Origin of the sequence: Streptomyces sp. NPDC088400, from assembly GCF_044753355.1 — a bacterium.
Classification (GTDB): Bacteria; Actinomycetota; Actinomycetes; order Streptomycetales; family Streptomycetaceae; genus Streptomyces.
This window is the reverse complement of the sequence record NZ_JBIVMZ010000001.1, coordinates 25053-46405: the sequence shown is the minus strand read 5'-3', so window position 1 is coordinate 46405 and position 21353 is coordinate 25053. Positions and strand designations below refer to the sequence as shown.

Sequence of the window (21353 nt, the reverse complement as noted above, 5' to 3'; positions counted from 1 at the left end):
TGCGGAACGTCTCCCTGCGAAGAGTCAGACACTGTCAGCCTCCTTTCCGTCACTCTCGGTACCGTCACTCACAGTATTGACCCCGCCACTGACAATCAGCTCGCGCTCACGGCGCGAGCGCCTGCGCGGCACCGGCGGCAACGTCTGTCCGGGCAGCGGCGGTACGGGGAAACCGCCCGCCATCGGGTCGAACGCCGGCGGCTCGGGCTCGCTCTCGGCCGCGGCCTTCTCCTGCTTGTCGCGGAAGATGTCCGCGATGAACGAGAGCAGCAGGAGCGTGATGATCGCCCCGGCCACGTACAGCACGATCGTCTGGAACGCGTAGTTCTCGTTCCGCAGCGCCCGTACGGTCGCGACGAGCATCAGCCAGAGCAGCGAGACCGGGATCAGGACCTTCCAGCCGAGCTTCATCAACTGGTCGTAGCGCACCCGCGGCAGCGTGCCGCGCAGCCAGATGAAGAAGAAGAGCAGCAGCTGGACCTTGACGACGAACCAGAGCATCGGCCACCAGCCGTGGTTCGCGCCCTCCCAGAAGGTGGAGATGGGCCACGGAGCGCGCCAGCCGCCGAGGAAGAGCGTGGTCGCGACGGCCGAGACGGTGACCATGTTGACGTACTCGGCGAGCATGAACATCGCGAACTTGATGGACGAGTACTCGGTGTTGAAGCCGCCGACGAGGTCGCCCTCGGACTCCGGCATGTCGAAGGGGGCGCGGTTGGTCTCGCCGACCATCGTGACGATGTAGATGATGAAGGAGACCGGCAGCAGGATGATGTACCAGCGGTCCGCCTGCGCCTCGACGATCGCCGAGGTCGACATCGATCCGGAGTAGAGGAACACGGAGGCGAACGCGGCGCCCATGGCGATCTCGTACGAGATCATCTGCGCGCACGAGCGCAATCCGCCGAGCAGCGGGTACGTGGACCCCGACGACCAGCCGGCGAGGACGATGCCGTAGATCCCGACCGAGGCGACCGCGAGGATGTAGAGCATCGCGATCGGCAGGTCGGTCAGCTGCATCGTGGTGCGCTGGCCGAAGATCGAGACCTCGTTGCCGGCCGGGCCGAACGGGATCACGGCGATCGCCATGAAGGCCGGAATCGCGGCGATGATCGGCGCGAGGACGTAGACCACCTTGTCCGCGCGCTTGACGATCACGTCTTCCTTCAGCATCAGCTTGATGCCGTCGGCGAGCGACTGGAGCATGCCCCAGGGGCCGTGCCGGTTGGGGCCGATACGCAGCTGCATCCAGGCGACGACCTTGCGCTCCCACACGATGGAGAAGAGCACGGTCACCATCAGGAACGCGAAGCAGAACACGGCCTTGACGACCACGAGCCACCAGGGATCGCGGCCGAACATCGACAGGTCCTCGGCGGCGAGAACACTCGGCGGTCCCGCCGCGAGTTGGGCGAAGGCGGTCATGCGCGCACCTCCGGCGCTTCGTCGGCCACGGGGGCGGGCTCCGCCGGGCCGATGCGGACCAGCGTGCCGGGGCGGGATCCGGTGTCCGCGAGGACGCCCCCGCCCGTGGAGTTCAACGGCAGCCAGATGACCCGGTCGGGCATCCGCGTCACTTGAAGAGGCAGCGTTACCGTGCCCGCCGGGCCGGTGACGGCCAGTTCGTCGCCATCCTTGACGCCCGTCTCCTCGGCCGTCGCGGCGGAGAGCCGGGCGACCGCCGCGTGGCGCGTACCCGCCAGAGCCTCGTCGCCCTCCTGGAGACGGCCCTGGTCGAGCAGCAGCCGGTGCCCCGCGAGAACGGCCTCGCCGTCGCCCGGCCGGGGCAGTGGCAGTGCGCTCTCCAGCGGCTCGGTGGCCCGGGGGCCGTCCCAGCCGCCGAACCGGTCCAGTTCGGCCCGCGCCGCGTCGAGGTCCGGCAGCGCGAAGTGCACGTCCAGCTCGTCGGCCAGCATGTGCAGTACGCGCGCGTCGCTCGGCGCGAGCCGCCGCGTCATCTGCTCCGGCTTCAGCGAGGCCTCGAACGGCCGTGCCCTGCCTTCCCAGTTGAGGAAGGTGCCGGACTTCTCCGCGACGGCCGCGACCGGGAAGACCACGTCCGCCCGTTCGGTGACCTCGCTCGGCCGCAGCTCCAGCGAGACCAGGAAACCGACCGCCTCCAGCGCCGCCCGCGCGCCCGCCGGGTCCGGCAGGTCCGCGATCTCGACGCCCGCGACGACCAGCGCGCCCAGCGCGCCGGTGGCGGCGCCCGCGATGATCTGGCCGGTGTCGCGGCCGTACTGGTGCGGCAGTTCGCGTACGCCCCAGATCGCCGCGGTCTCCTCGCGGGCCCGCGAATCGGTGGCGGGACGGCCGCCGGGCAGCAGCGACGGGAGCGCGCCCGCCTCGACCGCGCCGCGCTCGCCGGCCCGCCTCGGGATCCACACCAGCCGGGCGCCGGTCGCGGTGGCGGCCCGCGCCGCCGCCGTCAGAGCGCCCTGTACGGCGGCCAGCCGCTCACCGACGACGATCACGGCGCCCGGCGCGCGCAGCGCCTCGGCGGCCTTGGCTCCGTCCCCCTCCAGCCCCTTGCCGGACGCCAGCGCGTCCAGCCACTCGGTCTCCGTACCGGGCGCGGCCGGCAGCAGCGTGCCCCCGGCCTTCTCCAGCCCCCGGGTGGCATGCGTGGCGACCGAGAAGGCGCGCTGCCCGTGCTTGCGGTGAGCCTTGCGCATCCTCAGGAAGACGCCGGGCGCCTCCTCCTCGGACTCGAATCCCGCGAGCAGCACTGCCGGTGCCTTCTCCAGCGTGCTGTACGTGATGCCCGTACCGTCCAGGTCCCGCCCCCGGCCCGCGATGTGGGCGGCCAGGAAGTCGGCCTCCTCGCCGCTGTGCACGCGCGCGCGGAAGTCGATGTCGTTCGTGTCGAGGGCGACCCGGGCGAACTTGGCGTACGCGTAGGCGTCCTCGACGGTCAGCCGGCCGCCGGCCAGCACGCCCGTCCGGCCGCGCGCCGCGCTCAGACCGCGCGCGGCGGCCTGGAGCGCCTCGGGCCAGCTCGCCGGTTCGAGGACGCCGTCCTCGTTCCGTACGAGAGGGGTCGTGAGCCGGTCGGGCCGCTGGGCGTAGCGGAAGCCGAACCTCCCCTTGTCGCAGATCCACTCCTCGTTGACCTCGGAGTCGTCCGCCGCCATCCGCCGCATGACCTTGCCGCGCCGGTGGTCGGTACGGGTCGCGCAGCCGCCCGCGCAGTGCTCGCACACCGAGGGGGACGACACCAGGTCGAACGGGCGGGAGCGGAAGCGGTACGCCGCCGAGGTCAGCGCGCCGACCGGGCAGATCTGGATGGTGTTCCCGGAGAAGTACGACTCGAACGGGTCGCCCTCGCCGGTGCCGACCTGCTGGAGCGCGCCCCGCTCCAGCAGCTCGATCATCGGGTCGCCCGCGATCTGGTTGGAGAAGCGGGTGCACCGCGCGCACAGCACGCAGCGCTCGCGGTCGAGCAGCACCTGGGTGGAGATCGGGACGGGCTTCTCGAACGTACGCTTCTTGCCCTCGAAGCGGGTGTCCGGGTCGCCGACCTGCATCGCCTGGTTCTGGAGCGGGCACTCACCGCCCTTGTCGCAGACCGGGCAGTCCAGCGGGTGGTTGATGAGCAGCAGCTCCATCACCCCGCGCTGGGCCTTCTCCGCGACCGGCGAGGTCAACTGCGACTTGACGACCATGCCGTCGGTGCAGGTGATCGTGCAGGAGGCCATCGGCTTGCGCTGGCCCTCGACCTCCACAATGCACTGGCGACAGGCGCCGGCCGGGTCGAGGAGCGGATGGTCGCAGAAGCGCGGGATCTCGATGCCGAGCAGCTCGGCGGCGCGGATCACCAGGGTCCCCTTGGGGACGGAGATCTCGATGCCGTCGATCGTCAGCGAGACGAGATCTTCGGGCGGGACCGCCGCCTCGCCGCCGCCGGAGGGGGCAGAGGTGGTGACTGTCATGCGTTCACCTCCAGGTGCGGGTTCCGGTCTGCCCACGCGGTGGACTTCGCGGGGTCGAAGGGGCAGCCCTTGCCGGTGATGTGCTGCTCGTACTCCTCACGGAAGTACTTCAGCGAGGAGAAGATCGGGGACGCGGCGCCGTCGCCGAGCGCGCAGAACGACTTGCCGTTTATGTTGTCGGCGATGTCGTTCAGCTTGTCGAGGTCGGACATCCGGCCCTTGCCCGCCTCGATGTCTCGCAGCAACTGCACCAGCCAGTACGTGCCTTCACGGCATGGCGTGCACTTGCCACAGGACTCGTGGGCGTAGAACTCGGTCCAGCGGGTGACGGCCCGTACGACACAGGTCGTCTCGTCGAAGCACTGGAGCGCCTTCGTGCCGAGCATCGAACCGGCGGCGCCCACACCCTCGTAGTCCAGCGGGACATCGAGGTGTTCGTCGGTGAACATCGGGGTCGAAGAGCCGCCCGGCGTCCAGAACTTGAGCCGGTGACCGGCCCGCATGCCGCCGCTCATGTCGAGCAGCTGACGCAGGGTGATGCCGAGCGGGGCCTCGTACTGGCCGGGGCTGGTGACGTGGCCACTGAGCGAGTAGAGCGTGAAGCCCGGGGACTTCTCGCTGCCCATCGACTTGAACCACTCCTTGCCGCGATTGAGGATCGCGGGAACGGACGCGATGGACTCGACGTTGTTCACCACAGTGGGGCAGGCGTAGAGGCCTGCCACCGCCGGGAAGGGGGGACGCAGCCGGGGCTGTCCGCGACGGCCCTCCAGGGAGTCCAGCAGCGCGGTCTCCTCGCCGCAGATGTACGCGCCCGCCCCCGCGTGCACGATGACGTCGAGATCGAGTCCGCTGCCGAGAATGTTCTTGCCGAGATAGCCCGCCGCGTAGGCCTCGCGCACCGCCTCGTGCAGCCTGCGCAGTACGGGGACGACCTCGCCGCGCAGATAGATGAAGGCGTGCCGCGAGCGGATCGCGTAACAGGCGATCACGATTCCCTCGATGAGGGAGTGCGGATTGGCGAAGAGAAGGGGGATGTCCTTGCAGGTTCCGGGCTCCGACTCGTCCGCGTTGACGACGAGATAATGCGGCTTGCCGTCGCCCTGCGGAATGAACTGCCACTTCATTCCGGTGGGGAATCCCGCGCCGCCCCGGCCGCGCAGGCCCGCGTCCTTGACGTACGCGATGAGGTCGTCGGGCTGCATGGCGAGGGCCTTCTTCAGCCCCTCGTACCCCTCGTGCCGCTTGTACGTGGCCAGTGTCCAGGACTCCGGCTGGTCCCAGAAGGCGGACAGGACGGGCGCGAGGATCTTCTCGGGGCTGGTCCCGTTCTCGTCCAGCTCTGCGGCCATGGTCATCACTCCCCCTCCTCGGCGGCCGGCCCGGTCGTGTGGTCCGGGTCGGCCGGATGGCCTGGACCGGCCGGGTGGGCCGGGTCGGAGGCCGACGTCCGTTGCGGTGCGTCGTGCGAGCTGAGGTGCTCGGAACCCGGCTGCGGTTCCGCGTCCCGGGGTTCGGCGTCACGCGGTCCGGCGTCACGCGGTTCCGCGTCCCGGGGTTCGGCGTCACGCGGGCGCACCACGCGGCGCCGTGGGTTCTCGCCCTTGGCCAGCCGCAGACCGATCAGCGACGCGGGCCCGGCACCGCCCGTGGCCTCGACGGCGCCGGGGCGCTCGTCGGGGAAGCCGGCGAGGATGCGCGCCGTCTCCTTGTACGTGCACAGGGGCGCGCCCCGCGTCGGCTCCACGGGAAGCCCGTCACGCAGGTCGTCGACGAGCCGCTTGGCGCTCTGCGGCGTCTGGTTGTCGAAGAACTCCCAGTTGACCATCACCACGGGCGCGAAGTCGCAGGCCGCGTTGCACTCGATGTGTTCGAGGGTGACCTTGCCGTCCTCGGTCGTCTCGTTGTTGCCGACGCCGAGGTGCTCCTTCAGCGCGTCGAAGATGGCGTCGCCGCCCATCACCGCGCAGAGCGTGTTGGTGCAGACCCCGACCTGGTACTCACCGCCGGGACCGCGCCGGTACATGGAGTAGAAGGTCGCCACGGCGGTGACCTCGGCGGTGGTCAGTTCGAGCAGTTCGGCGCAGAAGGCCATGCCCGTACGGGAGACGAAGCCCTCTTCCGCCTGGACGAGGTGCAGCAGCGGGAGCAGCGCGGACCGGGAGCCCGGATAGCGCGCGATGATCTCCTTCGCGTCGGTCTCCAGCCTGGCGCGCACCTCGGCCGGGTAGGCCGGGGCGGGCAGTTGGGGCATGCCCAGGCTGACCTCGGAATTGGGTGTGGCTGTCACCGGTCGACGCCTCCCATCACGGGGTCGATGGACGCGACGGCGACGATGACGTCGGCGACCTGGCCGCCCTCGCACATCGCCGCCATGGACTGAAGGTTGGTGAAGGACGGGTCACGGAAGTGGACCCGGTACGGGCGGGTGCCGCCGTCGGAGACGACATGCGCGCCGAGTTCGCCCTTGGGCGACTCCACGGCGGCGTACGCCTGACCGGCCGGGACCCGGAAGCCCTCCGTCACCAGCTTGAAGTGATGGATCAGAGCCTCCATGGAGGTGCCCATGATGTTCTTGATGTGGTCGAGCGAGTTGCCCAGGCCGTCCGGTCCGAGTGCGAGCTGCGCGGGCCAGGCGATCTTCTTGTCGGCGACCATCACCGGCCCCGGCTCCAGACGGTCCAGGCACTGCTCGACGATCCGCAGCGACTGGCGCATCTCCTCCAGCCTGATGAGGAAACGGCCGTACGCGTCACAGGAGTCGGCGGTCGGGACGTCGAACTCGTAGGTCTCGTAACCGCAGTACGGATCGCTCTTGCGCAGATCGTGCGGGAGCCCGGCGGAGCGCAGGATCGGTCCGGTGGCGCCCAGTGCCATGCAGCCGGCCAGGTCGAGATAGCCGACGTCCTCCATGCGCGCCTTGAAGATGGGGTTGCCGGTGGCGAGCTTGTCGTACTCCGGCAGGTTCTTCCGCAGCGTCTTCAGCAGCTCGCGCAGATGGTCGACGGCGCCCGGGGGCAGGTCCTGGGCCAGTCCGCCGGGCCGGATGAACGCGTGGTTCATCCGCAGCCCGGTGATCAGCTCGTAGGCATCGAGAATCAGTTCACGATCGCGGAAGCCGTAGATCATGATCGTCGTCGCGCCCAGCTCCATTCCGCCGGTGGCGATACAGACCAGGTGCGAGGAGAGCCGGTTCAGCTCCATCAGCAGGACGCGGATGGCGGTGGCCCGGTCCGGGATGTCGTCCTCGATGCCGAGCAGCTTCTCCACGCCCAGGCAGTACGCCGTCTCGTTGAAGAACGACGTCAGGTAATCCATGCGCGTGACGAAGGTGGTGCCCTGCGTCCAGTTGCGGAATTCGAGGTTCTTCTCGATACCGGTGTGCAGATAGCCGATGCCGCAGCGGGCCTCGGTGACGGTCTCGCCCTCGATCTCCAGGATCAGCCGGAGCACCCCATGGGTGGAGGGGTGCTGGGGACCCATGTTGACGACGATCCGCTCGTCGTCGGCCTTGGCCGCGGACTGGACGACCTCGTCCCAGTCGCCGCCGGTGACCGTATATACGGTGCCCTCGGTGGTCTCGCGGGCGGAAGCGTGCGTGGACGCGTGTGGCGTGCTCATCAGTTGTACGACCTCCGCTGGTCCGGAGCCGGGATCTGGGCGCCCTTGTACTCGATGGGGATGCCGCCGAGCGGGTAGTCCTTGCGCTGCGGGAAGCCCTGCCAGTCGTCCGGCATCATGATCCGGGTGAGGGCGGGGTGGCCGTCGAAGATCAGGCCGAAGAAGTCGTACGTCTCGCGCTCGTGCCAGTCGTTGGTCGGATAGACCTCGACCAGGGACGGCACATGCGGGTCGGCGTCCGGGGCGGAGACCTCCAGGCGGATCAGCCGGCCGTGGGTGAGCGAGCGCAGGTGGTAGACGGCGTGCAGTTCGCGGCCCTTGTCGCCGAGGAAATGGACGCCCGACACCCCCGTACAGAGCTCGAAGCGCAGCGCGGGGTCGTCGCGCAGGGTGCGCGCGACCTGGACGAGATGCTCGCGCGCGATGTGGAAGGTGAGCTCGTCGCGGTCGACGACCGTCTTCTCGATGGCGCTCTCGGGGACCAGCCCCTGCTCCTCCAGCGCCCCTTCGAGCTCGTCGGCGACCTCGTCGAAGACGCCGCCGGGTCCGCCGTACGGCCGGGCCGAGGCACCGGGGAAGGAGACGGTCCGTACGAGACCGCCGTAGCCGGAGGTGTCGCCTCCGTTGCGGGCGCCGAACATGCCCTTCTGTACGCGGATGGGCTCGGCGGAGTCGTCGCGGGCGGAGGGAACGTTGCCCGCCGCGACCTGCTCGCCGCTCGAATCGCTCCGGCCGCTCTGGTCGTTCCGGCCGCTCTTGCCGTTCTTCTCGCTCACCTCAGCAGCCCCTTCATCTCGATCGTCGGGAGCGCCTTGAGGGCCGCCTCCTCCGCCTCACGGGCCGCTTCCTCCGCGTTGACCCCGAGCTTGGAGCCCTGGATCTTCTGGTGGAGCTTGAGAATGGCGTCCATCAGCATCTCGGGGCGCGGCGGACAGCCGGGCAGATAGATGTCTACGGGGACGACATGGTCCACACCCTGAACAATCGCGTAATTGTTGAACATTCCGCCCGATGATGCGCAAACCCCCATGGAGATCACCCACTTGGGGTTCGGCATCTGGTCATAGACCTGCCTCAGGACGGGCGCCATCTTCTGGCTCACCCGTCCGGCCACGATCATCAGATCGGCCTGGCGCGGCGAACCGCGGAAGACCTCCATGCCGAACCGCGCCAGGTCGTACCGTCCGGCGCCGGTCGTCATCATCTCGATGGCGCAGCAGGCGAGGCCGAAGGTCGCGGGGAAGACGGATGACTTCCGCACCCAGCCCGAGGCCTGTTCGACCGTGGTCAGCAGGAAACCGCTCGGCAGCTTCTCTTCGAGTCCCATTGGTGGCCCCTCAGCCCCTTTAGTCCCATTCCAGACCGCCGCGCCGCCACACATACGCGTAGGCGACGAAGACGGTGAGCACGAAGAGCAGCATCTCCACGAGCCCGAAAATCCCCAGAGCGTCGAAGGTGACGGCCCAGGGGTAAAGGAAGACGATCTCGATGTCGAAGACGATGAAGAGCATCGCCGTCAGGTAGTACTTGATGGGGAAACGGCCACCCCCGGCAGGCGTCGGCGTGGGCTCGATGCCGCACTCGTACGCTTCAAGTTTCGCCCTGTTGTACCGCTTTGGGCCGATAAGCGTGGCCATGACCACGGAGAAGATCGCAAACCCAGCCCCGAGGGCGCCGAGCACGAGGACGGGCGCATAGGCATTCACGCTCCTCAGCTCCTTCCAGTCGTCCTTGACCGTTGGACCGCACCGGGCACTTCACGTGACCACCCCCTCACGGACCGCCGACGAATCGCCGACCGATCACCGGCGATACGCCGGTGAGTAATCGGCGGGTCACCCACGGATCACCGAAGATCGCGTACATGTGAGGCAGTTCACAAGCCCGACTGCTCCGCATCCTATGCCCGTCGATCTGTGATCTGCGACACGGGGTACAGCATCGCCTTTGTGATCTCCACCACCCGACGAAGGATCATCAAGTCGGATGAGCGGTGATCTTCATACGCGAAGCGCCTGTGTGATCACCAGATGTGACATCCGGGCCCGTTGTCGCTGGTCGAAGGCGTGCGGCCCTATCAAGAGATGCACGGTACAAGCAAATTGGCAATGAGACGGATGAGGGTGATAAAGCGCCTGGCGATCGACCAGGTCGAGGGTGCCGCGAGGGCCGACGGGGACACGTGCACGCATTCACGAGCGACCGGGGCGAGCACGCGGGAGCGTGGAACGCCCTCGCAGCCCGTCACGACCCGTCGAGTCCGGTGAGCAACAGAGAGTTACGTCGCCCGGGCGAGGGTCAAGATCAAATGAACGCCGGGTGTCCATGACAGTCCGGGGTGGAGGTCCGGGGCGAGCCCGCGATCACCCGCACGGGCCCCGTGATCACCCGAAGCGGACTCCGTGATCGTCCGGACCACCAAGCGGTGACCTTCCTGTGACCTGCGCCACTCCACTCAACCTCCCAGAGAAGCGGGCTTGGCCACGCGCGTGAAGGGGTGGTAGGCGACGGGCAATTCGGACGTTTATCGGAAAGCCTCTGATCACAGCAATGATCGCCCACGCCCGGTTTGACCGCTAGGGCGTCAATAAGGGCCATCGGAAAGCGGATTATGGGATTCCGGACGTAACTGTGGCGCAACACACCTTTCTTGACGCCGACCAGGGATCGCCTGGTACCCGTTGTTCTCATGTCCCACACCGCTCACATACCCAGCCACCGGAAGCCCCGCCGCAGCGCGTCGAGAGTCGTCCTCCGTACCGGAGTTGCCGGTGGCGTTCTCAGCACCATCGCTGTGGCCGCCGCCGCCGCGCCGGCGAACGCCGAGCCGGTGACCCAGACCATCGAGATGCCCACGCTCACCTCCGGGCTCGCGGGCAGCGTCGCGCAGTCCGCCGACGCCACCCAGCGCGTCGCGGACAACTTCGACATGCGCGCCCAGCAGGACGCGGCCGCCGCCAAGGCCGAGCAGACCGCCAAGAAGGCCAAGGCCGAGGCGGAGCGCAAGGCCGAGGCGAAGAGGAAGGCCGACGAAGCCCAGGCCAAGGCCGAGGCCGCCGAGCGGGCCTCCCGCTCCGCCGAGCGCACGGAGCTCGCCTCCGTCTCCACGAACACCTCCTCGGACTCCGGCTCCAGCTCCTCCTCGGACTCCTCCGCCTCCCAGGCCACCGGCTCCGCCGCCGCCGTGATCGCCTTCGCCAAGGCCCAGATCGGTGACGCGTACGTCATGGGCTCCACGGGCCCCGACTCCTGGGACTGCTCCGGGCTCGTAGGCGCCGCGTTCAAGCAGATCGGCGTGGACCTCCCGCGTGTCTCGCAGGACCAGTCGACGGCCGGCACCCAGGTGTCCCTGGACAACCTCCAGGCGGGCGACATCCTCTACTGGGGCAGCTCCGGCAGCGCGTACCACACCGCGATCTACGTGGGCGACGGCAAGTTCGTCGGCGCGCAGAACCCCGGCGACGGCGTGGTCGAGCGCACCATGGACTACGACATGCCGACCGGCGCGGTCCGCATGCTCTGAACGCTCTGAGCCGTCACAAGGGCCCGCACCCCCACCCCAGGGGATGCGGGCCCTTGTCGTGTCCGACAGACGTCTCTCGTACCGGAATTCCCGTGGCGCGGGCATTTCCGTACGAGGCCATCAGGCGACTCATCGCACTAAGTCGCTCAAATTGGTTAATCGGTGGTCGTTCCCCGTGAACCTGGGAAGCCTGGTTCGGGAGCTGGACACAGGACGGACAGAACGGACAGAGAGGACAGGACGTGAGCGGATCCAACGCGACCACCCCGGTCATGACGGACGCGCCCGTCGTGCCGGAGGCACCCGGTGTGCCGGACGCGCCGGACGCGCCGACCATGTCGGTGCCCGCCGCCGCGCCCGGTACCGCCGGGCCGCCGTGCGAGTACGCGCGGTTGCGGGTCGAGCGGCCGGTGGTCAAGGCGTTGCTGCCGAACGGCGAGACCGGCTGGCTCATCAGCCGTTACGAGGACGCGCGCGCGGCGTTCGCCGATCCCCGGCTCACCCGGCCGCTGCTGTCCGCCTGGCCCCCGCGTGAGGACGCCCAGGCGCCCCCGCCGTGCCTCCCCACGTTCCTGGAGATGACCGGCGAGCACCACAACCGGGTCCGCCGTACCGTGCTGCCGATGTTCGGCAGGCGGAAGCTGGACTTCATGGCTCCCCGGATCCGCTCCATGGCCGAAGGCCTGGTCGATGCCATGGTCGCCGCCGCGGACTCCTCCGGCGGGACGGTGGACCTGGTCGAGGCGTTCGTCGATCCGCTGCCGTTGATGGTGCTGTGCGAGACGACCGGCATTCCGCACGAGGACCGCGCCACCTATCTGCCGCACACGCTCACCCTCCTCAGCGCCGCCGGTCTCACCATGGAGGAGGTGCTCGCGGCCCTGTACGCGCTCCAGGACTACGCGGTCGAGCTGATCGCCCGCAAGGAGCGCGAGATGCCCGCCGCGTCGCCCGCCGATACGGGTGACGCGGCGGGTGACGACTACATCTGCCAGTTGCTCTGGGAGAGCCGCCGCGAGGGCAGCGAGCTGACCCGCGACGACGTCGTCAGCTTTGTCGTCACCATGCTGATGGCCGGCTACAAGACGAACATCCAGCACACCGGCAACGCCCTGCTCGCCCTCCTCACCCACCCCGACGAGCTCCAGCGGCTGCGCGACCACCCGGACACCATCGACTCCGCCGTCGAGGAGTTGCTGCGGTACGTCCCGTTGATGAACGCCATCAATATCCTCGTCGCCCTGGAGGACTTCACGCTGCACGGGCAGCACATCCGGGCGGGCGACGCGGTCCTGCCGGTGATCGCCTCCGCCAACCGCGACCCGTCGGCGTTCACCGACCCCGACGGCCTCGACCTCTCCCGTACCCCCAACGCGCACACGGCGTTCGGACACGGCCCGCACTACTGCACGGGGGCCAACCTGACCCGCATGCAACTGGCCATCGCCCTACAGGTCCTGCTGGAGCGCCTGCCCGGTCTGGAGCTGGCCGTCCCCGCCGACACCCTTCCCTGGGACGAGACCACCCCGCTGCGCGCACCGGCCCGCCTGCCGGTCCGCTGGTGAACCGACGCCGAAGCCGCCGAAGCCTCTGAACCACCAGTACTGCCGGTACCGCCGGTACTGGTGGTGAACCGCCAGTGAGGCCGGTGGACCGCCGACCTGCCGTACGGACGCGAGCCGACCTGCCGTACGGACACGAGAAGAAAGACCGAGGCCATGCCCGCGCCCGAGGAGACCCAGCCCCTCCCGCACTACCCCTTCAGCGACCGGGGCGACCGCCTCGCCCCTGAACTGCACGAGTTGCGGCGCCGGTGCCCCGTCGCCCGGGTCACCACCAACGCCGGCGGGGAGGCGTGGCTGGTCACCGGCTACGAACTGGCCCAACAGGTGCTACGGGACAGGAAGTTCGCCCGTTCCCGGCTCGGCGAGGCGGACGGGCCGACCCAGGACGCGCCGATCCTCGCGCCCGAGCTGCTCGATGCCATGCAGCACCTCCAGCGGGCCGGCCTGCGGGACGAGGTGCTGAAGGCGCTGAGCCGTAACCAGCCGGATCTGCCGGCCGACTGGGTCGCCGGCATCACCCGCCAAGGCCTGGACGCCATGACGAGGGAGGGCAGTCCGGGCGATCTTCAGCGGCACTTCGCCGAGTGGGTCGCCGCCCAGTGCATGTGCCGCCTGCTCGGCCTGCCCTTCGAGGACCGCGACTGGCTCGCCGCCCGCGCCGACCTCGACCTGACCATGAAGACGCCGACCAACGAGGAGCTCGCCCGCAACTGGGAAGAGCTCCGGCTCTACATGGCGGCGTACACCGCCACCCGCCCCGCGGCGCCCCGCGGCCTGCTGGACCGCATCGCCGATCTCAACGACCGTCAACAGGGTCTCGACGAGAAGCAGTTCTCCAATATCGCCGCTCTTCTCTTCGTCACCGGCTACGAGGACTTCGCCGGCTTCCTGGGCGTCGCGGCGCTCCATTTGGTCCAACGGCCGCACGTGATGGACACATTGCGCGAGAGTCCCGAGCGACTCCCCCAGTGCGTCGAGGAGTTGCTGCGGTACGGCGTCGTCCTGGGCAACGCCATTCCCCGCTTCGTCACGCAGGACGACAAGCTCGGCACCGTACCCGTCAAGGAAGGCGACCTGCTCCTGCTCTCCCTCGACGCCGTCAACTACGATCCCGCCGCCTTCGCCGAACCCGGTACCTTCGACATCGGCCGCTCGCCAAATCCCCATCTGCGCTTCGGCTACGGACGCCACCACTGCCCCGGCGCCCATCTCGTCCGCCGCCAGTCGGAGACCGCCTTCGCCACGCTCCTGGACCACCTGCCCGGGGTGCGCCTGGCGGTGCCCGTCGAGGAGGTTCCCTGGGTCCCCAACCGCATGGCCATCATGCCCGCCGGGCTCCCCGTGACCTGGTGACGGTCAGTCAGCTGACCGGTGACGGTGGAGTCAGGTGAACCACCTGCACCCCACCCTCCCCGGCGGTACCGTCGGGCTTATCCGCCGGGCATACCTGCCGGAATCACTGACCCAATCGAGTGAGACCGAAGCAACCGCTTCTGGGTAGAAGTCACTTGAACGGCCTCGCACCGCCCCCCACACGTATCGCACCAAGGGCGCACTTGAGCCCAGGAGGCACCCATGACCGTCAACGGAATCGACGTCTCGTCGTATCAGAGTTCGAGTTTCAGCACGAGCGGCCTCGCCTTCGTGTTCGTCAAGGCCACGGAAGGCACCTCGTACATCAACCCCAAGATGAACGCTCAGGCCGCGCACGCGCGTGAAGCCGGGCTGGTCGTCGGCTTCTACCACTTCCTCCGGCCGGGGGACATGAAGGCACAGGCCCGTTACTTCGTGGAGGAATGCGCCAGCATCGAGCACGACCCGCTGTTCGCCGACTGGGAGGACGACGGCGTCTCCTGCGCGCAGAAGGACGCGTTCATCGCGGAGGTCATGCGCCTGCGCGGCTCCAACCACCGGGTCGGGCTGTACTGCGGTCAGTACTACTGGCTGAACCGCGACACCACGAGCAACGCGGGCGACGCCCTGTGGATCGCGGACTATGTGACCGCGGGAAAGCCCCGTATCAAGGCGAAGTGGCACTTCCACCAGTACACGGACACCCCTGTCGACACGAACGTCGGCGCGTTCGCCGACCGTGCCGCGCTGCGGAAGTGGGCCGACGGCTGAGGGATGTCCGGACATCCCTCAGCCGGTCCGCCATCATCGGTCCTGGTTCACTCAGACCATGGGCTCATGCCACGGACGGCTCAGACCATGGACGGCTCAGAGCATGGGCTCAGGCCTTCGGGGCCACCTTCGACAGGCCGTTGATGATGCGGTCCATCGCGTCGCCACCCGTCGGGTCCGTCAGGTTGGCCAGCATCTTCAGCGTGAACTTCATCAGCAGCGGATGCGTCAGACCGCGCTGGGTCGCGATCTTCATGACCGCGGGGTTGCCGATCAGCTTCACGAACGCGCGGCCCAGGGTGTAGTAGCCGCCGTAGGTGTCCTTGAGGACCTTCGGGTAGTGGTGCAGGGCCAGTTCGCGCTGAGAGGGAGTGGCGCGGGCATGGGCCTGGACGATGACGTCCGCCGCGATCTGGCCCGACTCCATGGCATACGCGATGCCCTCACCGTTGAACGGGTTGACCAGCCCGCCCGCGTCACCGACCAGCAGCAGGCCCTTGGTGTAGTGCGGCTGGCGGTTGAACGCCATCGGCAGCGCGGCGCCCCGGATCGGCATCGTCATGTTGTCCGGGGTGTAGCCCCACTCCTCCGGCATCGACGCGCACCAGGCCTTGAGCACCTCGCGCCAGTCCAACTCCTTGTACGCGGAGGAGGAGTTGAGGATGCCGAGGCCGACGTTGGACGTGCCGTCGCCCATGCCGAAGATCCAGCCGTAGCCGGGCAGCAGCTTGTCCTCACCCGGGCCGCGCCGGTCCCACAGCTCCAGCCATGACTCCAGGTAGTCGTCGTCGTGGCGGGGTGAGGTGAAGTACGTGCGGACGGCCACGCCCATCGGGCGGTCCTCGCGCCGGTGCAGACCCATGGCGAGCGACAGCCGCGTCGAGTTGCCGTCTGCCGCGACGACGAGCGGCGCGTGGAAGGTGACCGGAGTCTTCTCCTCGCCCATCTTGGCGTTGACGCCGATGATGCGGCCGTTGCGCGGGTCGGTGATCGGGGCGCCGACATTGCAGCGCTCGTGCAGCCGCGCGCCGGCCTTCTGCGCCTGCCGGGCGAGCTGCTCGTCGAAGTCGTCGCGCTTGCGGACCAGCCCGTAGTCCGGGTAGGCGGCCAGATCCGGCCAGTCCAGTTGGAGCCGTACGCCACCGCCGATGATCCGCAGCCCCTTGTTGCGCAGCCAGCCGGCCTCTTCGGAGATGTCGATGCCCATCGACACCAGCTGCTTCGTGGCGCGCGGGGTGAGACCGTCGCCGCAGACCTTCTCGCGCGGGAACGCCGTCTTCTCCAACAGCAGGACGTCCAGGCCCGCCTTGGCGAGGTAGTACGCGGTCGTGGAGCCGGCCGGACCCGCTCCTACGACGATCACGTCCGCGGTGTTTTCGGAGAGGGGCTCGGTCACAGCGGGTTCTCCCGAAGAATCGAAACGGCGTACCGGGCGGCACTGGTCATGTGCAGTCTATGGGGGCGTACGGATACGTCAGGTGAAGGGCTGCCCTTGTGAACGACGCGAACGACGCGAACGACATGGACGACATGGACGACGTAGACAAAAACGTGGACGACATGACCGGGCCGCTCCCGGCTCCGTACGCCCCGGCCCCGGCTCGGGTCCGTACGCCTCCGGCTCAGTCCCGTACGCCCCGGTGCAGTGCCACGACCCCGCCCGTCAGGTTCCGCCACGCCACCTTGGACCAGCCCGCCTCTTGCAGTCGCGCCGCGAGCGCGGGCTGGTCGGGCCAGGCGCGGATCGACTCGGCGAGATAGACGTACGCCTCGGGGTTGGAGGACACGGCGCGCGCGGCCGGCGGCAGCGCCCGCATCAGATACTCCGAGTAGACGGTCCGGAACGGCGCCCAGGTCGGGTGCGAGAACTCGCAGATCACGATCCGCCCGCCCGGCTTCGTCACCCGGCGCAGCTCGCGCAGCGCGAGATCCGTCTCGTGGACGTTGCGCAGGCCGAAGGAGATCGTCACCGCGTCGAAGACCTCGTCGGCGAACGGCAGCTTCGTCCCGTCCCCGGCCGTGAACGGCATCCAGGGGTGCCGCTTCTTGCCCTCCCGCAGCATGCCCAGGGAGAAGTCGCAGGGCACGACGTACGCCCCGGTGGCGGCGAACGGCTGCGAGGAGGTGGCGGTGCCCGCGGCCAGGTCCAGGACCTTCTCGGCCGGGCGGGCGTTCACCGCCTTGGCGACCTCCTTGCGCCACAGCCGGCTCTGGCCGAGCGACAGCACGTCGTTGGTGAGGTCGTACTTCTCCGCCACGTCGTCGAACATCGAGGCGACTTCGTGCGGCTGCTTGTCCAGGGAGGCTCGGGTCACGCACTCCATTGTGGCAGGCCGCTCCCGTACGCCCCCGTACGCGTCAGGGCAGCAGCCGCGGCCCGCGTTTCGCCGCGACGTCCCCCACCCGGCCGAAGAGCGCGACGGCCGCCGCGATCAGCACCCGGACGACCCCGAACTGGAACCACACGCTGTCCAGCGGCAGGTCCCGCTCGAAAGCGGGCGCGCAACAGCAGCAGGACGAACCAGGTACGTACGCAGGTACCAGAGCACCGCCCACGCCTGCTCGCCCCATGCGTTGCCCGGCAGGTCCCCGACCGGCAGCACCCAGTACAGGGCGTCGGCCCCGGGCAGCCGGCCGTGCTTCGCCATCGCGACGACGATGACCAGCCCGAAGACCCGATCATCGTGTCGCGGTTGCCGACTCGATGTGGTCACCGTTCCGCGACCAGCGGTGCGCGGACGGGACGTCGACGTCCAAGGCGTCGGACACCTGTAGTGGGGCGGAACAGGCGGTGGGGGCGTTCGCGAAGGCGCTGGCGGGCTGAGCCCCAAAATAGGCCTCCAGAACGAAGACGCTACGCGCGCCGGTGGACCAACCGTCCCGCGCACACCGTGGCCACGCACCGCCCGTCCGCGTCGAACACCGCGAGGTCCGCGCGCCCCGTGTCGGCGATCGCGGGCCGCCGGGCGGCGGGCAGGACGACGACGCCCACCCGCTCGGCCGCGGAGTGCAGCCCCGGATCCGTGACGTACCGCTCCAGCACCGCCACCGCGCCCAGTTTCAGCACGGCATGGATCCGCTCGCGCGGGCTCGGGGCCTCGGGCAGCGGCCCGTCATGGACGAGCGCGGGCCCGAGCGTTCCGGCCCACTTCCGCACCCGCGCGCGCGGGAAACGCGCCCGCAGTTCGTCGTACGTACCGACCGCGCCGATCCGGTCCCCGCTCACCACGACGGCGCCGCCCTCGATCGGTGCGGGACCGGTCGCCGACGCGTGGCTCACCGAGGCGTCGGAGGCGCGGTCCCAGGTGTACCGGACCTCGTCGGCCGTGTGCAGGGTCTCCAACAGAGTTCTCCAGAAGCTCAGTTGGAGGCGATGAGCTTGAGCTCGGGGTGGGCCGTGCCGCCCTCGATGGCCGTGGACGACATGTGCGAGACCACGCGCTCGTCCACCGGGTCGTTCGCCGGGTCGTCGTGCACGACGAGGTGCTCGTACGTCGTGGCGCGCTGCGCCGGGACACGGCCCGCCTTGCGGATCAGATCGATGATCTCCAGCCGGTTGGAACGGTGCCTGGCACCGGCCGAGGACACCACGTTCTCCTCCAGCATGATCGAGCCGAGGTCGTCGGCGCCGTAGTGCAGCGACAGCTGGCCGACCTCCTTGCCCGTGGTCAGCCAGGAGCCCTGGATGTGGGCGACGTTGTCGAGGAAGAGCCGCGCGATCGCGATCATGCGCAGGTACTCGAAGAGCGTGGCCTGCGTCTGGCCCTTCAGGTGGTTGTTCTCGGGCTGGTAGGTGTACGGGATGAACGCGCGGAAGCCGCCCGTCCGGTCCTGTACGTCACGGATCATCCGCAGGTGCTCGATGCGCTCGGCGTTGGTCTCGCCCGTACCCATCAGCATCGTGGACGTCGACTCGACGCCCATCCCGTGCGCGGTCTCCATGATCTCCAGCCAGCGCTCGCCGGACTCCTTGAGCGGCGCGATCGCCTTGCGCGGCCGAGCGGGCAGCAACTCGGCGCCGGCGCCCGCGAAGGAGTCGAGACCGGCGGCGTGGATCCGCTGGATCGCCTCCTCGACGGAGACCTTGGAGATACGGGCCATGTGCTCGACCTCGGACGCGCCGAGGGAGTGGATGACCAGCTGCGGGAAGTCCTTCTTGATGGCCGCGAAGTGCTTCTCGTAGTACTCGACGCCGTAGTCCGGGTGGTGCCCGCCCTGGAACATGATCTGCGTTCCGCCCAGCTCCACGGTCTCCGCGCAGCGGCGCAGGATGTCGTCGAGGTCGCGGGTCCAGCCCTTGGCGGTGTCCTTGGGCGCGGAGTAGAAGGCGCAGAACTTGCACGCCGTGACGCACACGTTCGTGTAGTTGATGTTCCGCTCGATGATGTACGTCGCGATGTGCTCGGTCCCGGCGTACCGGCGACGGCGGACCGCGTCGGCCGCGGCGCCCAGCGCGTGCAGCGGCGCCGAGCGGTACAGGACGAGCGCCTCGTCGGCGGTGATGCGCCCGCCGGCGGCGGCACGGTCAAGGACACCAGTGACCTCGCCGGTGACATGTACGGACGTAGGGTCGGCCTTCTCGGTCACCGGGGCGGGTCCTTCCCAAAGGGGCAGTAACGACCGATCCAGCCTACGCCAGCGAGGACGGCGGACAGCGGGCACCATGGCGGGGGCCGTGCGCGGTGCCGCCCCTTGCGCGAGGACCCCTTACTGCCTGGTGAGCTTGGTGAGCGTCCCCGTCGGCTTGCCGGCCTCCTCCTCCGTCGACTCGTAGCGCAGGGAGCCGTTCTTCATGAGCGTGTAGGTCACTTCGGCCGCCTTCCCGGTGCACATGCCCTTCGTGCCGGGCTTCTCCGGATCGGCTCGCTCCTCGACGCGCAGCTCGGTCGCGGTGCCCGAGAGGAGCTTGCCCACGCCGTAGCACTCCGCCGTCACCCCGAAGACGGAGAGACTCGTGACCGTACGGACCACGTCCTCGCCCTTCGCGCCCTTGGTGAACACGGCGACGAGGTCACCGTGTTTCAGGCCGTTGCGCTCGGTGGTCGCCCCCTTCCAGCTGCCGGCGAAGCCCTTGGGCAGCTCGGTGACGGGTGCGTCCGACGCGGCGGACGGGGCGGCGGTCGACGACGGGCGGGAGGCCGCGCTGTCGTCGGATCCGGCGTCGTTCCCCGTCCCGGGCAGGAGCTTGAGGAAGAAGGCGCCGCCCACGGTCACGGCCGCGAGGGCACCCGCCACGGCCAGGGCCAGGGTGCAGCTCACCTGACGGCTGCGACGGCCGGTGCCCGTACCCGTACCGGCGCCCGTACCCGTGGTGGTGTCGGCGGAGACCGACACGGACAGCCGCCCGTCGGACGCCCGTTGCTCAGGAGCCCGTTGCTCAGGAACCAGGGCCGGGGCCGAAGCCGGGACCGGGGTGCCCTTCGGCGGGTCCATCGGAGGACCGAAGACCCCGAGCGGCGCATGACCGAGCGACGGGTTACCGGCAGAAGGACCACCGACGGAAGACCCACCGGCGGAAGGACCGTCGAAGGAGGGGCTGCTGAGCGACGGGGTGCTGAGCGACGGGTTGCTGAACGGAACAGGCCCCGTCTGTACGGGCGGCGCCGCCGCCTCCAGGTCCAGCAGCCGGACCGCCGCCCGGCTGACCTCCTGGACCAGCGGCCCCGGCAGCCAGCCCACCGCGACCAGCCCGCCGGCCCCCGCGGGCGCGAGCCGCAGCGCGACCTCGGCCGGGGCGGGGCGCGCGGACGGGTCCTTGGCGAGGCAGCCCGCGACCAGTTCCCTCAGTTCGCCTTCCATGGCGCCCAGTTCGGGCTCCTCGTGCACGACCTTGTAGAGCAGCGCGGCCGAGGAGTCCCCGGCGAAGGGCCGCTCGCCCGTCACGGCGAACGCGAGCACCGCGCCCAGCGAGAAGACATCGGCCGCGCCGCTGACGTTCTTGCCGAGGATCTGTTCGGGCGACATGTAGCCCGGCGAACCGACCGAGACGCCGGTCGAGGTGAGCGAGGCGGTGCCGTCCATGGCGCGGGCGATACCGAAGTCGATGAGCCGGGGTCCGTCCAGGGCCAGCAGTACGTTCGACGGCTTGACGTCCCGGTGCACCAGACGCAGCTCGTGGACGGAGACCAGGGCCTCCGCGAGTCCGGCACCCAGCGCCCGTACGGAATGTTCGGGCAGCGGTCCGTGTGCCCCGACCGCCTGGGTCAGCGAGGGACCCGCCACATAGCCGGTGACCACCCACGGAATGGCCGCCTCCGGATCGGCGTCCAGCACGGGCGCCGACCAGCGGTGACCGTCCGGTCCCGTACCGACCCCGGTACCGACCCGCCGCGCGGAGTCCACCTCGCGCCGGAAGCGGGCCCGGAACTCGTCGTCCGTCGCGAAGTGCGGATGGACGACCTTGACCGCGACCGTACGTCCGCCCTCGGAACGCGCGAGATAGACCCGGCCCATCCCGCCCGACCCCAGCCGCCCGAGCAAGCGGTACGAGCCGATCACGGGCGGATCGTCTGCCTCCAGCGGCTTCATGCCGCTCCCCCTCTGCCAGTCGCGCGCCTGTACGGGGCAGCTTAGGGCGTGTCGCCGGGA

The 21353-nt window shown here is 69.4% G+C and carries 17 protein-coding genes and 1 pseudogene; 4 read left to right on the top strand and 14 right to left on the bottom strand.

Features of this window, described 5'->3' with window-relative positions; genetic code table 11:
* Window positions 1-24: 24 nt before the first annotated feature.
* From nuoH to ACIQD6_RS00170, 8 genes are read right to left on the bottom strand one after another with little or no spacing between them, the layout of a single operon-like run.
* On the bottom strand, window positions 25-1425 hold the full coding sequence (gene nuoH, locus ACIQD6_RS00205; protein ID WP_401876585.1) for an NADH-quinone oxidoreductase subunit NuoH: 1401 nt from the start codon (window positions 1423-1425) through the stop codon (window positions 25-27).
* Window positions 1422-3932 carry an NADH-quinone oxidoreductase subunit G gene (locus tag ACIQD6_RS00200; RefSeq protein WP_401876584.1) on the bottom strand — a complete coding sequence of 837 codons (2511 nt, stop codon included), beginning with the start codon at window positions 3930-3932 and terminating at the stop codon, window positions 1422-1424. The genes nuoH and ACIQD6_RS00200 overlap by 4 nt, the downstream gene beginning before the upstream one ends.
* On the bottom strand, window positions 3929-5290 hold the full coding sequence (nuoF, locus tag ACIQD6_RS00195; protein WP_401876582.1) for an NADH-quinone oxidoreductase subunit NuoF: 1362 nt from the start codon (window positions 5288-5290) through the stop codon (window positions 3929-3931). The genes ACIQD6_RS00200 and nuoF overlap by 4 nt, the downstream gene beginning before the upstream one ends.
* Window positions 5290-6186 (bottom strand): NADH-quinone oxidoreductase subunit NuoE, encoded by an 897-nt coding sequence (gene nuoE, locus ACIQD6_RS00190; RefSeq protein ID WP_401877998.1) that lies wholly within the window; start codon window positions 6184-6186, stop codon window positions 5290-5292. Before nuoE ends, nuoF begins: the two co-directional genes overlap by 1 nt.
* Window positions 6187-6218: 32 nt before the next feature.
* Window positions 6219-7553: an NADH-quinone oxidoreductase subunit D gene (locus ACIQD6_RS00185; protein WP_401876580.1), complete on the bottom strand. Its 1335-nt coding sequence runs from the start codon at window positions 7551-7553 to the stop codon at window positions 6219-6221.
* Window positions 7553-8329 (bottom strand): NADH-quinone oxidoreductase subunit C, encoded by a 777-nt coding sequence (locus tag ACIQD6_RS00180; RefSeq protein ID WP_401876578.1) that lies wholly within the window; start codon window positions 8327-8329, stop codon window positions 7553-7555. Before ACIQD6_RS00180 ends, ACIQD6_RS00185 begins: the two co-directional genes overlap by 1 nt.
* Entirely contained in the window at window positions 8326-8880 is a 555-nt protein-coding gene (locus tag ACIQD6_RS00175) for a NuoB/complex I 20 kDa subunit family protein (RefSeq protein ID WP_401876577.1), read from the bottom strand. Before ACIQD6_RS00175 ends, ACIQD6_RS00180 begins: the two co-directional genes overlap by 4 nt.
* A gap of 19 nt (window positions 8881-8899) precedes the next feature.
* Complete coding sequence (locus tag ACIQD6_RS00170) at window positions 8900-9259, bottom strand: NADH-quinone oxidoreductase subunit A (protein WP_053644853.1); 360 nt, start codon at window positions 9257-9259, stop codon at window positions 8900-8902.
* A gap of 983 nt (window positions 9260-10242) precedes the next feature.
* Here ACIQD6_RS00170 and ACIQD6_RS00165 point away from each other — a divergent pair.
* From ACIQD6_RS00165 to ACIQD6_RS00150, 4 genes are all read left to right on the top strand, one after another.
* Window positions 10243-11076: a C40 family peptidase gene (locus ACIQD6_RS00165; protein WP_401876575.1), complete on the top strand. Its 834-nt coding sequence runs from the start codon at window positions 10243-10245 to the stop codon at window positions 11074-11076.
* 242 nt (window positions 11077-11318) lie between these two features.
* On the top strand, window positions 11319-12641 hold the full coding sequence (locus ACIQD6_RS00160; RefSeq protein WP_401876574.1) for a cytochrome P450: 1323 nt from the start codon (window positions 11319-11321) through the stop codon (window positions 12639-12641).
* Window positions 12642-12794: 153 nt separating this feature from the next.
* A complete protein-coding gene (locus ACIQD6_RS00155; RefSeq protein ID WP_401876572.1) occupies window positions 12795-13994 on the top strand; it encodes a cytochrome P450 in 1200 nt (399 codons plus the stop codon).
* Window positions 13995-14216: 222 nt separating this feature from the next.
* Window positions 14217-14765 (top strand): glycoside hydrolase family 25 protein, encoded by a 549-nt coding sequence (locus tag ACIQD6_RS00150; protein ID WP_401876570.1) that lies wholly within the window; start codon window positions 14217-14219, stop codon window positions 14763-14765.
* Between the two features lie 109 nt (window positions 14766-14874).
* Here the strand turns inward: ACIQD6_RS00150 and ACIQD6_RS00145 are convergent, their stop codons facing one another.
* The 6 genes and pseudogenes from ACIQD6_RS00145 to ACIQD6_RS00120 form a co-directional block, all read right to left on the bottom strand.
* A complete protein-coding gene (locus ACIQD6_RS00145; protein ID WP_401876568.1) occupies window positions 14875-16161 on the bottom strand; it encodes a geranylgeranyl reductase family protein in 1287 nt (428 codons plus the stop codon).
* Between the two features lie 226 nt (window positions 16162-16387).
* Window positions 16388-17080: a demethylmenaquinone methyltransferase gene (locus ACIQD6_RS00140; RefSeq protein WP_401876566.1), complete on the bottom strand. Its 693-nt coding sequence runs from the start codon at window positions 17078-17080 to the stop codon at window positions 16388-16390.
* 164 nt (window positions 17081-17244) lie between these two features.
* Window positions 17245-17437: pseudogene (locus ACIQD6_RS00135) on the bottom strand (acyltransferase); the annotation flags it as partial.
* 182 nt (window positions 17438-17619) lie between these two features.
* Complete coding sequence (locus ACIQD6_RS00130; RefSeq protein ID WP_401876565.1) at window positions 17620-18108, bottom strand: imidazolonepropionase-like domain-containing protein; 489 nt, start codon at window positions 18106-18108, stop codon at window positions 17620-17622.
* 17 nt (window positions 18109-18125) lie between these two features.
* Window positions 18126-19352, bottom strand: a complete 1227-nt coding sequence (gene mqnC, locus ACIQD6_RS00125) for a cyclic dehypoxanthinyl futalosine synthase (protein WP_401876563.1) — start codon at window positions 19350-19352, stop codon at window positions 18126-18128.
* A 120-nt stretch (window positions 19353-19472) separates the two neighbouring features.
* Window positions 19473-21293, bottom strand: a complete 1821-nt coding sequence (locus ACIQD6_RS00120; RefSeq protein WP_401876562.1) for a serine/threonine-protein kinase — start codon at window positions 21291-21293, stop codon at window positions 19473-19475.
* Window positions 21294-21353: the final 60 nt, after the last annotated feature.